Origin of the sequence: Sphingomonas xinjiangensis, from assembly GCF_014199255.1 — a bacterium.
In the GTDB taxonomy this organism is placed as follows: domain Bacteria; phylum Pseudomonadota; class Alphaproteobacteria; order Sphingomonadales; family Sphingomonadaceae; genus Sphingomonas; species Sphingomonas xinjiangensis.
Genome location: NZ_JACIJF010000035.1, coordinates 1 through 14,257, shown reverse-complemented (window position 1 = coordinate 14,257; position 14,257 = coordinate 1). Strand labels below are relative to the sequence as shown.

General features: G+C 59.5%; 12 protein-coding genes. 5 read left to right on the top strand and 7 right to left on the bottom strand.

Going from position 1 to position 14,257, the window contains the following annotated elements; translation table 11 throughout:
* Positions 1–747: transposase (locus tag FHT02_RS20515; RefSeq protein WP_184091960.1), on the bottom strand; the 747-nt coding region annotated here is incomplete at its 3' end.
* Positions 748–1,193: 446 nt separating this feature from the next.
* On the opposite strand from FHT02_RS20515, the gene FHT02_RS20510 reads away from it, so the two are divergent.
* Positions 1,194–2,585, top strand: a complete 1,392-nt coding sequence (locus FHT02_RS20510) for a methyl-accepting chemotaxis protein (RefSeq protein ID WP_184091964.1) — start codon at positions 1,194–1,196, stop codon at positions 2,583–2,585.
* A 293-nt stretch (positions 2,586–2,878) separates the two neighbouring features.
* The gene (locus tag FHT02_RS20505) at positions 2,879–3,535 is read left to right on the top strand and encodes a GAF domain-containing protein (RefSeq protein WP_184091958.1); all 657 of its coding nucleotides are present in this window, start codon (positions 2,879–2,881) and stop codon (positions 3,533–3,535) included.
* Between the two features lie 340 nt (positions 3,536–3,875).
* Here the strand turns inward: FHT02_RS20505 and FHT02_RS22335 are convergent, their stop codons facing one another.
* Entirely contained in the window at positions 3,876–4,241 is a 366-nt protein-coding gene (locus tag FHT02_RS22335; protein ID WP_425506472.1) for a PilZ domain-containing protein, read from the bottom strand.
* Positions 4,242–4,644: 403 nt separating this feature from the next.
* Here FHT02_RS22335 and FHT02_RS20500 point away from each other — a divergent pair, with 403 nt between their 5' ends.
* The 3 genes from FHT02_RS20500 to FHT02_RS20490 all read left to right on the top strand — a co-directional run bounded on the left by FHT02_RS20500 (position 4,645) and on the right by FHT02_RS20490 (position 7,746).
* The gene (locus FHT02_RS20500) at positions 4,645–5,226 is read left to right on the top strand and encodes a GFA family protein (protein ID WP_246352602.1); all 582 of its coding nucleotides are present in this window, start codon (positions 4,645–4,647) and stop codon (positions 5,224–5,226) included.
* Positions 5,227–6,566: 1,340 nt separating this feature from the next.
* Positions 6,567–7,253: an imm11 family protein gene (locus FHT02_RS20495; RefSeq protein WP_184091956.1), complete on the top strand. Its 687-nt coding sequence runs from the start codon at positions 6,567–6,569 to the stop codon at positions 7,251–7,253.
* A 304-nt stretch (positions 7,254–7,557) separates the two neighbouring features.
* The gene (locus FHT02_RS20490) at positions 7,558–7,746 is read left to right on the top strand and encodes a hypothetical protein (RefSeq protein ID WP_184091954.1); all 189 of its coding nucleotides are present in this window, start codon (positions 7,558–7,560) and stop codon (positions 7,744–7,746) included.
* Positions 7,747–8,645: 899 nt separating this feature from the next.
* Here the strand turns inward: FHT02_RS20490 and FHT02_RS20485 are convergent.
* The 5 genes from FHT02_RS20485 to FHT02_RS20465 all read right to left on the bottom strand — a co-directional run bounded on the left by FHT02_RS20485 (position 8,646) and on the right by FHT02_RS20465 (position 14,022).
* Positions 8,646–9,650: a tyrosine-type recombinase/integrase gene (locus tag FHT02_RS20485; protein WP_184091952.1), complete on the bottom strand. Its 1,005-nt coding sequence runs from the start codon at positions 9,648–9,650 to the stop codon at positions 8,646–8,648.
* Positions 9,647–11,002, bottom strand: coding sequence for a tyrosine-type recombinase/integrase (locus FHT02_RS20480; RefSeq protein WP_184091950.1), 1,356 nt, complete (start codon positions 11,000–11,002; stop codon positions 9,647–9,649). The genes FHT02_RS20485 and FHT02_RS20480 overlap by 4 nt, the downstream gene beginning before the upstream one ends.
* Entirely contained in the window at positions 10,999–12,231 is a 1,233-nt protein-coding gene (locus FHT02_RS20475) for a site-specific integrase (protein ID WP_184091948.1), read from the bottom strand. Before FHT02_RS20475 ends, FHT02_RS20480 begins: the two co-directional genes overlap by 4 nt.
* A 339-nt stretch (positions 12,232–12,570) precedes the next feature.
* Positions 12,571–13,011 (bottom strand): hypothetical protein, encoded by a 441-nt coding sequence (locus FHT02_RS20470; protein WP_184091946.1) that lies wholly within the window; start codon positions 13,009–13,011, stop codon positions 12,571–12,573.
* Between the two features lie 270 nt (positions 13,012–13,281).
* A complete protein-coding gene (locus FHT02_RS20465; RefSeq protein WP_184091944.1) occupies positions 13,282–14,022 on the bottom strand; it encodes a hypothetical protein in 741 nt (246 codons plus the stop codon).
* Positions 14,023–14,257: the final 235 nt, after the last annotated feature.

Here is a 14,257-nt window from a genome sequence, read left to right as displayed (position 1 = left end):
GCAGGCGGTCACCTCGGCCTGCCGGATCGCGGTACTCGCCTCCACGTCCATGATGACGGCATGGTCGAGATCGATGAGGTAGTTGGTCGAGTAGGCGTAATAAGCCTGCCCGCCATGCGCGCAGGTCCAGCGCGACGCTGGATCCGCCGGCGCCAGAAACTTCGGCAGGACCGGCGTCGCCGCCCCGAATGCGGCATCGTCGAGGACGGCAAAATACTCGCGAACGGCACGATTGTCGGCGTCGGGCGGCAAGCCCTCGCTACCCGGCCCGCCAGTCTGACGATTGGCATCGGCGCGGATCAGGCTCGCATCGACAGCAAAGCCTTCGCCACCGACCAGCCCCTCGGCCATGCACCGCTCGACCGTCGTTTCGAACAGCCGGCGCAGCAGGTCGCTGTCGCGGAAACGCCCATGACGGTTCTTCGAGAAAGTCGAGTGGTCGGGAACGTCGCCCTCCAGCCTCAGCCGGCAGAACCAGCGATAGGCCAGGTTCAGATGTACCTCGTCGCACAACCGGCGCTCGGAACGGATCCCCATGCAGTAGCCGATGATGAGCATGCGGATCATCAGTTCGGGGTCGATCGATGGTCGCCCCATCTCGCTGTAGAACGGCTTCAGATGTTCGCGGATGCCCGACAGGTCGACGAACCGGTCGATCGAGCGCAGCATGTGGTCCGCGGGGACATGCCGCTCCAAGCTGAAGCTGTAGAACAGCGCTTCCTGCGCCATCACCCGCTCGCCCATCATCGGCTCGTCTCCGCTTGTCTCGCAAAGATTGAATCAGACCGCTGACACTACTGCAAGGCCGACTTTTTCAACACAATCGGGCGCTAGCCGCCCGTCCGCTCTCGGGGTCCGCTTTGTCGATAGCGAATGGCGAGACCTGGGTGGATTGGAGACCGTCTGCTTTCAGCTGGAGATTAGCGGAACCGGACGCTCATTCAGCGAATAGCGGGGCGCCGATGGGCCGGCTCCTGAGGGAGCCCATCTCTGTTGCGGCTTGCACCGTCGTGCCGGTTTGCCACGAGACCGTTATGAGCTGCCGTGTAGCAAAGTGTTTCCAATCTATGTCCGCTCGCGGGCTACGCCACCGCCCGCCTCTATAAGACTCTCACACCCATACTGGCGCACGTCGATGCCAGTGGCCGTACGCCGTTTCGCGTCAGGGTATGTGACGGAGAGAGCAAGTGAACATGCAGTGGTTCGAAGCAACCGCACCGATCCGGTTAAAAATGAAGGTTGCCTTCGGCTGGATGGTTGGCCTGATGGTGCTGAACGCGATCGTGTCAGCCTTTGGAGCTGGCTGGATAACGCTTCCAATACAGGCTTGTGTAATCGGAGCTGCGATCATTCTAGCAATTCGCTTCAGAAGGGCTGTCTGCGACCCTTACGTGAACACTGTAGTGAGGATGGAGGGGCTGGCCGCCGGCGATCTTTCCAGTCCCATCGCTTACAACGACTATAAGGATTGCGTCGGTCGAATGACCAACGCGATGCAAACCTTCCGTAACACGGCGGTCGAGCAGCAGAAGCATTCGGCCGAACAGGCCGAGGTGGTGGCTCTGTTTGGTCGGCACCTAGCTCAGCTGACTGCCGGCAATCTCACCGCTCAGATCGAACAAGATCTTCCGGCTGGTTACGCCGGGCTTAAGGCGGATTTCAACGCAGCTCTAGAGAGCCTGAGGTTGTTGATCGGATCGGTCGCAACCAGCGCTGACGCAATTCGCACCGGCTCCGGTGAAATCGCACAAGCTTCGGAAGATCTCGCACGCCGCACTGAGGCGAACGCCGCAAGTTTAGAACAGACATCCGCCGCAGTCACTCAGATGGACGGTCGCTTGAAGGCGACCGCTGAGGCAGCGAGCCGCACAGTTGTGCGAGCCGATGGCGCAATTTCGAGCGTGGAAGAGGGGCGGTCCGTAGCTGACGAAGCGGTCAAGGCGATGGCGCGGGTCGCTGATGGCGCCGAGGGCATCGACAGTGTCATCGAAGGTCTCGACAAGATCGCCTTCCAGACCCGCGTGCTAGCGATGAACGCCGCAGTTGAGGCAGGTCGCGCCGGTGAGGCAGGTCGTGGCTTTGCGGTCGTCGCCGACCTGGTCTCGGCGCTTGCGATGCGCTCGGAAGAAGAAGCCGCACGCGCGCGCGACCAGCTCACCGCCACGCAGACCGACATCGTTGCCGCAGTCGACATGGTGCAGAAGGTGGACGGCGCCCTTGCCAACATCTCCGGCGGCGTCGCGGAAGTGCACTCGCTCCTTGGTCAAATAGCTAGCGATAACAAGGCGCAGTCCGTCGCGATCAGCGAGATCAGTGTAGCCATTGGCACTATGGATCAGTCGACTCAGCAGAACGCCGCGATGGTGGAGGAAACCTCGGCCGCCGCTCGCAACCTCTCGGGCGAAGTTGCAGCGCTTGCTGACGAGGCGGCAAAGTTCGATGTGGGGAACGGCACTCAAAAGGCGTTCCGCGCAACGGCAACGTCGCCAAAGAGCGGGTCACGCTTGGGATATAGGTCCCCGATCAAGCCGCTACCCGCGTCGATCTCGCCCAACGCATCTACACAGGAATGGTCGAGCTTCTGACGGGGCATGTCTGGCGCTCCCACATCCGCGTCCGGTGCTGCAAAGCAGAAGCTGAGCCGCTGAGTGAACGGCGGCTTTCAGGTCCAGCAGTACGCACCCTAAACGGCTTTCTTTTTGGGGTCCGCTTTGTTGATCGCGAACGGCAGACCTGGGCGGCTTGGACCGAAGACTTCATGAGCGGTATGGGTGATAGCTGCAGTTCGGCTCGAAATCGCGAGAACGACCGCTTACGTCACAATTGCGGGCGTCCGCTGAACCGATAAACTCGCAACGAGACGTCGAGGACATGCTGCATGAACCAAGATGATAGCTCTCGAAAGAGACTGCCAGAAGCGCGCCGCCAAGCAAGGGTGTTGACGAGCGGTGTGTTCGGAATGCGAGGCGATGCCGAGCTCTGTCAGATCGTCGAACTAGCCGCAGCAGCAACGCGCTTCCCTTACGCGGCGGTCTCCATCGTTGACCGATCCCGGCTATGGCTTGCGGTAGCTTATGGGTTTGACCCCAGAGAATTCACGCGGCCGGACAGTTTTTGCGACGCCGCAATTCAGGTGCCCGGCTTCGCACCTCTCTGCGTTCCTGATGCTTGGTGCGAGCCGCGCTTCAAGTTCGCCCCGGCCGTGATTGAGATGGACGTGCGCGCCTACTACGCGGCTCCATTGGTCACTAGCGACGGGTTCGCTCTTGGTACGCTGTGCGTGTTAGACCAGAAACCGCGAACCATCGATGTCACAGCCCTGGCGCTGCTCACCAGGCTTGCGACCGATGCCACCGCAGTCATCGACCGCGAGCAAAACGCAGTGGCTCACGCGCAGTACGCCATCGCTGAACTAGCCACTCGCATCCGCTTCGCCATCAGCGACGAGGATGATGAGATGGTAACGCTGCTTGATGAGGAGCTTCGCCAGCTGGAGGCGAAGCTGAAGCCGGAATGGGAGTCAAAGGCTCAATAGGCGCCCCGGCCGAAGCAATCTTCGCCTCCGCTCGATCAGTGTTCACTTCTTGGGAGTTCCCGGCTGATCTTTGTGCGTGCTTTGTCGCCTCCGCACATCTTCGGTTGGGCGTTTTCTGCCGTTGGCCCGGTGGATGAACGAAGGTCCGCTATTGGCGACGCGAGCAGGGGCCTGAACGGCCGACACTGGGGCGGAAGCGGAAGGGCGTTTTTAGGGATGCACAATAAAGGCCAGACGCTTAGAGCTGTTGTCGCGCGATGATTGAGGGCGTTTGGCTTCTTCCCAAAATCCTTCGCGGTTCGCACTGCAATCGAATCTATTACCTACGTGCTAAACAGCCTCAGTAATCGAGCAGCTTCTCAAACACTCCCAACGGAGGTGGAGGATCGAAGGCCAAACCCGCGGCCTCCTTATGGCTCCAACACACGCTGGCACTCAGCTGGGGAGCCCCACCTACTAATAGTTTAACGGAGCTCCCAACACTAAGCGGCCCAGTTAACCCAAGGCGGCAGCCAGCAGAGCAGACGTCTAGGACTACCACGTCGATCGGGTTGCAACCCTTACGGCTCAGTACAGCTGGAATGTTCGTTTTGTAGCGGCGCGCGCGTCGCTCGTTCTCTCCGAAAAATTCGCCGTCCCATGACGACGATATCAGCTGTCCAGCGGCTTGTAGGTGGTGAACGTTCCCATGATTGCCAGTAATCACATTGCTACTCCGCCATACGTGACAGCGGCCTCAAACGATTTGTATGGTATATTGAACTCCTAGCACGGCATCACGCTCACGACCACGTCTCAGCAAACTTAGGCTAAGAACCATCAACGTTCTCGCCCCACACCAGGAGCGCAGCCGGCTCCCGCACTCAGAAATCCGAAGCACACATATCTGTCAGCTTGTGGCCGTCTCAAAGATTGTCGAAACTCTCTAAGATTTAGTGTCAGATCACGTAGGTAGGACCGCGTACCGATACGCATTCAGATCGAGCTACACGGAGCGCTCTCAATAATTGGGCAGAAAGTGAGTCTGTTGCAGCAAGCTGCCTGCCCCTCTTCGCCGGGCAGCGGTAACATCGGGACTGGGGCGCTTGCGGACAATCGGCTTGGATCAGATGGTGCGTCCCGCGCCGCTGGCGACAACACCGCAGCGGTTGCCGCGGCGCCCCCTGTTCGACATTGGACAAGCCTGTGGCAGCAAGGAGGCGAAAGCAATGGCTCTACAGGCTGAAGTTATGGAGGGCGGGTGCGGTTGCGGCGCCGTTCGATACCGGATGCAGGATGCGCCGATCTTTGTGAACAACTGCCACTGTAGCCTCTGCCAGAAGCAGACTGGTACGGGCTCTGCCGTGAACGCCTTCATCGAGACAGATCGAGTAGAACATCTGTCCGGCAAGCTTACAGCTCATGAACTGACAACCGGGAGTGGCGGTGTTCAGACGATCATGCGGTGTGCGCTTTGCGGAACGCCTGTTTGGAGCCACTACCCGCGGCTAGGGGAGGCAGGAGCAGCGGTACGTGTCGGAACGCTCGATGATCCTTCTTCTGTCCGGCCGGATGCTGCCATCTTCGTTGCAGAGAAGCCCAGTTGGGTGGCGCTTCCGAAAGGGGTGCCATGTTTCGAAGGGGCGTACCGCCCTGCGGACGTGCTTCCGCCCAAGCGCTTCGAACGCCTCAAGGCGCTTCTGCCTCTTTGAGGAGGCGCCGCCGTCCCTCTAGAGTGGATGAACGATGAACCGCTGTCGGTGGGCGATTGTCAGCCTCGTCGCGGCGCCGAACGAACGTCCGCATTGAGGCACAGCCGCGAACGCCGTAAACGTCGGCTTCGGGGCGAAAGCTGCCGTCTCGGTAACTGGCGTTGCGAACTAATGATGGATTGACGGGTCCGCATTGTTGATCCCGTTATCGGTCGCGAATGTCGGCAAACACCTATTTGCAGGCATCTGGGCTTGCAGTTACGGTGTAGAGCAGGGCGACGAGGGACCGTTTAGTGATAAGCAGACTTTTGAGGTTAGCTATTATACCTTTGGCCTGCGCCAATGCAGGGGCGCAAGCGGAGGACTGGCGCGAGTTCAAGCGGTCGGATCAAGTGGTCGGCGCACTGAATGTTGGAGGCGCGAAGCACACTGGTTCGACTGTAGAGGTTGCCATGCTGATAGTGCCAAAGGCGCAACCAATGGCGCCAGTGCTGCTGTATACGATCGTCGATGTTCGGGTCGATTGCCAGGCCCGAACCGCCCAGTTGCTGGGGTCGCAGACCTTTGCCGGCGAGGTTCCGATGGGTGGTCGAACACCCGCCGATGCGGCTGCGTCGAATTCCAAAGGAGGTGGGCTCGACGTTCTCTGCGACTTAGCTAAGCTCAAGGGTCCAGGCGCACCAGCGGCCTTCGACTTCGCTCGCACGGCTTGGAAGCCACACTAGCAGCATCGGCGGGACGGAGCCCGCGCAGTTCATTAGACGAGATGTTGAAGCAGGCGCTTGGGCATCTGCAGTAGGCTAGCGGTTGCTCAGCCGGGCAGATGGACGATAGCCGCCAGCCCGCTTTGCGCCGCTGCGCTGATGCAAAGCTGTTGAGTTTTGCATCAGGAAGGTCCGAGATTGGTGGGAAGCGGTCTGTCCGCTCACGGGCGCTCGGACGGCGTAAGCGGACGCTTGTTCATGAAGCTCGCGATCTCAGTCACCCGCCAACATCCGGTCGTTGGGTTAGCCGAACGTCGATCCAGCAAGCCGCCATTCGCTCACCTTGCCTGAGACTCGTGCTCAGGCAACACTCGACGTGAGTCGCTACAATTGTTGAGCAGCTAAGCATTCTGGCCTCTCGAATAGTTAAGATGGGCGGCAGCGTGGCGGCTACTGCAAGTGTGCGCAGATGCCAGTTGCGAGACAAATAAGCGCCAGAGTCACGCTGAGATTGATTCCAATCACGCTCTGACCTCTTGATGGTCACGAAAGCAAGGCAGACTACCAGCTCGCTGGTACAACAGGACCGGAGAGCGGCAGGATGAGCGCCGGGCCCGGGATGAAGGGAAAGCAGGCATGTCTAACCCGTCTATCGCGGAAATGCTCGCTGCGCTTCCGCCGGGTGAACAACGTGTTTATCCGCCGGCAGAGCAGCCGAGCGATGACCATCAGCGGTTCTTCGAGGTGCATCGATACGGCATTGATATCCCAGCATTGAATTGGGCGGATCGTGGTACCGCCCCCACGATGCCATTCTTGGGAAGCCGACTTCGTCGGGCGACCGACATTGACGTCATCGACCGGTATGTGGCGCGGCTCGACGGTCGAGCAGCCGACATCGGCGACTTCTATTCGACAGATTCGGATATTTACTTCCTCTCGCCGCGCCTTGTCGATTTGATCGCAACGATCGATGCCGGAGCGATAGTTCATCGTCCTGCTAGAGTGGTTGCCACGGACAAGGATCTGGATTTCCGCGCCGCGATGCCGGCGCGCCTCATCGAGTCCGTAGATCCCCAACGCACTGAGGTCACCGTCAACGGAACGGTATTTCCTTCAGGAAAGTATTTCGCGAAAGCCTCGTTCGGGGGTGACGTTTGTTTTCGGGCGGACATCCCGCCAAACGTTCATGCGTTCAGAGATCCGGACCTATACTTTTGGCACTGGTCGAAGAGTTTGCTCGAAGTGGCGAAGGAACAAGGCATGCGCGGGATCTATGCCAACCAGATGACGAGAGCCCGTCCGCGATGGATCTGGATGTGATATCTCTGCCGCTTCAGTCGGGCGGAATCCGCTGCTCCCAAGTTTGGTTCGCGTCCAGGATGCTTGCGATGCGCGACCGCTCTCGGCTCTACGCAATCTGACCTGAACTGCCGGGTTTGGGCGCTTGCCGACCGTCCGCTTCATGAGTCTACGGCCTGGTGGCAAGCTGCTCAACGACGCACCCCGCCACCGTTTGCGGTTCTGCTCTGCCCGGAGATGGAGCGACGCGAGATAGATGTGTGAAGAAGCGGGCCTTTAGCCCCATCCCACAGGTTGAGCTTGGACGGACAGACAAGGATCAACCATGACCAGCGACAACGACACGCCAGCGACCACCAGCGACGATGGCAAGCTTCCTCAGGACCCTGCCCAGCAGCCCGTGGACGGCGGAAAGTCCGATCCAGGGGCGAATGGCGAGGACCGCGACATCATCGGCAAAGACCAAGCCGACCTGACTGCTGAGGACCTCAAAGGCGATAGCCGCTCGGAGTAGGAAGTGGCCGGAGCGGTGAAAGGGGTTAAAGCCGCTCCGGCTCGCCGATAGTGACAGAAGGCCGCCGCATCACAACCCGGCCTCTTATCCGACTACCCCCCCGTGGGCACGGCTCGTAGCCGCTTGTTCATATTCCGCGATGTAGTGCGCCGCGTCGCCCCGGCATACGGACAGCATCTAGCCGGGGCGACGACCTCAATGTCGTCCGTGATCTTTTGGCCTGCCACGCAAAGGGCGTGAATTTATACGAGCGCCATTGCCACAAGCGCCAAGCGTCCGAGAGTGGGTGGTTTTCAGCCGGGCAGCTTTTGATGCTAGGTGGGGGGGAAAGCAGCCGGGGAGAGAGGAGATTGATGGGGAACGTCGGGGCGATCTTACCGGCGTTAATGGCCGCCACGACCGGCAGCGCCGATCAGCGATCCACGGCTTCCATGCCCAGCCCGGTCGCAGTCGACCGTCAGGAGAACGGTTATACGTGGCGCTATTATTTTCACGAATTTCCAAGCTCGAATTTCCAGTTCCGCCCGCTTAGCCAAGCCGAGTGGTACTTCGTATGGAGTGCCCTCGATTATTCGCGGAGGGCCGCCCTCACCGTTCGATATGAGTGTAAACTCGCCGAAAACGGAGATTACGCGCTTTTGGCGCCCGCTTGTCGAGCCGACTGCCCGACAGAGCAGCAGTGGCGCCACTGCCGGGAGGTCGGCCAACGCTATTTCGACCTCGCGATAAAGAGGAAACCTTCCATGCCAGCGGATCACAACCTTGAGAGGGCGAACCGTCGGTACGTCGCTTTCGAGATAGCAATAGATCCTGCCTTATCGCGAGGTGACGATAATGCGAAGGAGCGCGGCGTAGGCACGCATAGCCGGGAGACTGACCACCACTTCCTTCGCATTATTTCATAGGGTGTCGAGCCACTCCATCAAGCTGGCATCTCGCTTCCACGAAGGTGGAACGTTGCTCGCCGACGGTGGACCCACCAGCTCCAAGGCCTTCCGCTTGGTCTCCAAATTGGCCTGTGCGTAGTGGTTGGTCGTGTCGAGGCTGACGTGTCCCAGCCAACTGCGTATGACGGTAATGTCGACCCCGGCAGCGACAAGGTGAACGGCGGTCGCATGCCGGAAGCTGTGCGGCGTCACATGTTTTGACCGAAGCGTCGGAATGGACTTGGCTGCTTCCACTACATAGGCAGCGAGCTTGAACCGCACTCCCGAGGCACCTAGCGGCTCACCATATCTGTTGACGAAGATCCGCTGATCTGGCGCGCGCGGATAGCGTTCCAACAACTTCCTGAGCAACGTTACGGTTTCCGGCCAGAGTGGACAGACCCGTTCCTTGCGGCCCTTGCCATAGAGGCGAGCGTAGTGCGGGGCTTCGAACCGGACCGCGTTGGAACACAGGTCGAGAGCTTCCTGAATGCGAGCGCCGCTGTTGTACAGAAACGAGAGCAGCACATGGTCGCGCATTCCTTCGATTGTCGACCGGTCGGGCTGCGCGAGGATCGCCTCGACCTCTTCCGGCTCGAGATAGCAAGGCGCAGCGGTGGGCTCCCGCTTGAGCGGGACGGTCAGAACCTCGGCGCATTGCGCGATATGTTCGGGATCCTTGTACGCCACGAAGCTGAAGAAGCTGCGGATCGCGGCAAGCCGGCAGTTGCGTGTACCGATCGTGCCCCTGCGCCCATGCTCGGTATGGTGAAGGAACGCCCGAACCTCCACCGCCGAGACGTCGGCCAGTGTGATACGCGCAACCCCGCCGCCCTTTCGCTCGGCAACAAACCGAAGCAACAGCCGCCATGTGTCGCGGTAGGAACGGATTGTATGGACAGAAGCACTGCGTTGCTCGGCCAGCCATTCCTGGAAGAACGCCCGCAACAAAGCGGGGAAGGAATTACGCGGCGTCATGACTGCGCCTCCATAGTGAGGCATCGGACGCCGACGGTTCGGAACCGCTCGCTTGCTTCCTGCAGCAGGTCCTGCGTGACGGTGATGTAGACCAGCGTGGAGTTGATGTCCCGGTGGCCCATATAGGTGGAGAGGAAGCGCAGTCTATCCTGCGGATTGATGCCGGATTGATACCATTGAAGGATCCGATTCACGACCATCGAGTGGCGCAGGTCATGAACGCGGGGCCCCGCCCGCCCCGTCGGGGGCTTGAACCCTGCGCGGCGCATGACGTTGGTGATCATCGTTGAGACCGTCACCGGGGTGTAGCGATCATTGAAGTGCTCGTGCCAAAAGAGCCCGGACCCAGGATCCTGCGGGGCGCCGGCGCAGCGCCTTGCATCGATATAGACCCGTAATTCGGCCATCACGCTGCCGGTTTGGGGCAAGATCCTTGTCTTGTAGAACTTCGTTCCCCGGACCGTGATCGTGTCGGATTGAAGGTCCACGTCACCCAGATCAAGCCCGGCGAGTTCACCGCGGCGCAGTCCGGCACAATAGGCCAGAACTACCATCGTGTAGAGGACCTTAGGCCGCAGCGGAGCCTCCGGCGACGGATACGAGCGGGCAATATCAAGCAGCCGCCGTACGTCGGCCGGACTGAAGATATGCGGCCGTCGATGCTCGCGCGCCACTTCCCGCTCCGGCCGGACATCGAAGCGTTTCGGCGGCGTGCTGGGATCAAGGCGGTACCGCGCTTTGGTCAGGATGCGCGCTAGCTTTTGACATTCAGCCGCGTGATTGCGGGTCGGCTTGGCAGTTGCCCAGCGCGCCAGCATTGTCTCAAGCGATACCTCGGCTAGGTCGGGGTTTGACTGAAGGAACCGATCGAACCGCAATAGCCAGTGAGCCTGAGTCTCATACTGATAGCCGCGGCTCCGCATCAACGCGACATGCTCACGCATGAAGCCTCCCAACACGCTGCCGTAGGGCGCGGGGCGACGCAATGCGGCCAAGGCTTCGTCGGGATTTGGGGAAGCCAGCGCTCGCCAGATCGGCTTGCTTTGTTTGACGTTGTATCGACCGCGAAGCACGGCGACGGGGTTATCTGCGATCAGCTCAACTTCGACGAGGTGGTCGAGGAAGCGATCGACAATGCAGACTTGGTTGAGCAGCGTCGACACTTGCCAACGTTTTTGCATTTCCTTCAGCCAGGCGCCGAGCATCTGCCGGTCAACCGCCGGATAACGTCGGGCTACATTCTCAAAGCTGCGAAGGTACCAGCGATAAGTCGGCGTACTTCCCGGCCGGAATTGCGATTTCTTCAGAAAGGTGTCAACGACGGTACAGTCGGGATCGTGCCAGGCGCTCATGACAGCACCTCCAGGGCAGGTACATCGAGCGCCACGGCTCGGAGATCTTCGGTCGCCAGCTTGAGATAGGCATTGGTGGATTCGGTGGATCGATGCCCAAGCACGTCGCCGATGATTTTCTGTGGGACCGACGCCCGCAGCATTTCGACCGCGCGTGCGTGGCGGAACACATGCGGTCCTCGCTTTCCCGGCGGCTCGACGCCTGCGGCTGCTAACCGCCCGCTGATCATGCCGTACAGGTTTGTCATCGCAATGTAGGGCGCGCAGGATCGGACGAAGATTTCCCGGCTCTCGACCAAGGGGCGCCCTTGGCGCAAATAGTCGAGGAGCGCCTCACCGACCGGTGCCAATAGCGGCATGTAGGAGTACGCATCGTTCTTGGTGTGACGAATACGCAGGGACTCTCGGCGCCAGTTCACGTCCTCAAGCCGAAGGCGGCAGATCTCCCCTGCGCGCAGCCCATATGTGGCAAGCAGCTGAAGTATCGCAAAATCGCGCAATCCTCGCGGCGATCCGTCTTTCTTCGTCGTTGCCAACACTGCAGCGATTTGGCTCTTGTCCAACGTCGAGGGCACACCTTCATAGGCGTAGAGCATGGGGCCGATGATGTGCGGTGTGAGGTCGGTCGGGATGCGTCCCGTCCGATGCAAATGGCGCACCACCGATCGGAGCCGTTCAGCGACATCGGCCAATGATTTGCGCCGTAATCCAGGCGCGCGCAGGTCCATGTAGAGATCGATCTCAACGATGCTCAACTTGTCGAGGCTTGCAGCACCGCCCCGTTCGAACTGCCATCGCAGGAAGTTCCGCGCCTCCCACATAAGCGCAGCGATGGTAGCACATGCCAGACCGCGCTCGTCGCGCAGCCATTCCTCGTATTCGCAGCAGATCGCCTGACGATACGCAGTTTCGGGTTCGATTATCTCTGTCGCAGGCGGCCATTTGCCTTGGGCAAGCCGAAGCAGCTTGTTAATCGACGTGCGGGGCAGCACGTGCCAGCGCGCACTAGGAGGCCGACCGTATTGGGCTTCGAAATCCTGAGTTGCATAGGCCAAATACTGATCGACCTGCACCGGTGTCACAGTTTCCACCTGCATGTCGCACTCGGCCAGATAATCGAGAAAGGCTCGGGCGTAGAGGCGATGATTCGCCACGACCACCGAGTTGTATTTCTGCGCCGTGAGCAAATTCGAGAGTTCGGCGATCAACTCGTCGTGCAATTTGAACATGATTGTCTCCTCAGCGGGTCCAGAGACCGCTGAAGATCGCATGTTGGGGCACTGATGTTGATCATTTGTAGAACGGCAACGTGGGGGATTGAGAGGGACGGTACTCAGTTCTCGCGGTTCCTGTCACACTGGCATCGACCTCGAAAGGGGTCGTCGCATAGCGGTGAGCTTTCTCGTTTTCTCCATGTGCAGCGGGGGTGAGCGTCCGCCCACGACTGTCAAATGGCACGCCCACCGGCCAAGCGACCGCTTTCGGGTTGCGCCAGAGGCCAGTGCTATGGCGATGTTTGGGTGGGAAGGCGACAGTCTGCTTTTGGGCCAAACTCGACGAAAGCGGACTTACTGACCGTTTAAAGTCGCGTTTTCGATCTCGCCGTCCATCAAACGTGCTATCTCAAAGCGGAAGGCATCTAGGTCTGGGTAGTTCGTCAGGAAGACTCCCCGCGCTCGACTTCGGGGCTCAACGTAGTCGGCGACTTCGAATCGAACAGCAAGATTGCCGCGCTTGTCGGCGGGTGCGACCTCAAGACGAAGGATAAGGTCATCGCCCTCCTGCATATCGAACCCCCATTGCACAGTGATCGGGTGGTCCTCGCTTATGGGGAAGCTGCCCAGAGCTTCTCCAAACTCCTTCACGTCCTGCCACTGAACCCAGAAGCCGCCCTTTCCTGAGAAGCGGTCGGTCTCCACGGCTACGGATAGCCAACCGAAATCGTCTCGCGTCAGCTTCTTGTCGAAAAAGCTAGCATCATACTTGTAGGCGATAGTGAGCTTGCTCATCGCCGATGTTTTGCAGGTAAGGCGAATGTCCGCAATCGGGCGCCACTCTCGCGCTCAGGAACGGCCAGAAGTGGGGCGCTAGCCGCCCGTCCGCTCTCGGGGTCCGCTTACCGGATGGCGAATGGCGAGACCTGGGTGGTAAGCAGAACGTCCGCTTACAGCGGGCATTGTTGTATGCGAACGTAGTTCATAGCTCTCAGCGGGTAGATGCCCATCATCGGGATATGAAGCAAACACGCACACGTACAGCGATGGCGCATTCTACCAAAGCTACCAAGGCCTGTTGTCGATGAAAAAATCCACCATGATGCCGACGTTATTCCCGTTCACATCGGCAATCCTGAACAAAGAATAGTTGCCTCTTCCATGGCCGCTCTTTAAAATAATGGCTGATCCAGACTTGTCATCGTTCTCGATCTTGATTGACGTAAGACTAGATACAACACCCTCGGCCGACTTCCGGTACATCAAGTCGCCTATCCGCAAGGTCCAGCGACCAAAATGATCTCCAGCAATCTCCTGCAGCACTTCCGCGCGTGCAAAAGCGACCCAAGAGGCATTCAAGCCAAGCTCGACGCCATTCTCGTCTGCCAGCGGCTCGATCAGCGCAACGTTCCTGCGACCCTCCAGCAGCACAAACGCATGCGAGACATATTCTAGATAGTCGTAGGTCTCCTCAGCGCCCATGTGCGCAACGGTGAACGTAACCTCGTAGCTGCCGGGGACGACGACAGCCGTTACCGAGTTACCAGGAGTGTCCGCCTCGGCGACCGACAGCAGCCCATCTTCGATCGGTATAGTCCCGGCCGATTCTCTCCGGCTATTCGCGAGCGTTCCGTTCCATGCTTCGCCCATCCGGGCTGTCCAGTCGGGGTCAGGGCGGACCATGTAACCAATTTCGGGATGCAATGGATCTTGAACTATCGAGTCCCCTTCATTGCGTTGGACTTCCGCGACTTGTTCTGCCGTCAGGCCGATCCGAGATGCCAGGACTTTGAATGCTGACCACATAAACGTTGTCGTAACTCCGACGCTCCGAAGCGCAAGCGTTTGCAACGTGCTCAGCGGGCGGTTCTCTTTACGCCGCGTAAGACACGCATTGAGCGGCCGCTTTCGGGCGCGCCAGCAGCCGCGCTGAACGTCCACTATTAGGGCTATTGTGTTGAAAAAGTCGGCCCATCAGAACATCGCGAAATATCTGAACTCTGAATACTTCTGGCGCGCACGATCGATGCAAAGATGGCGT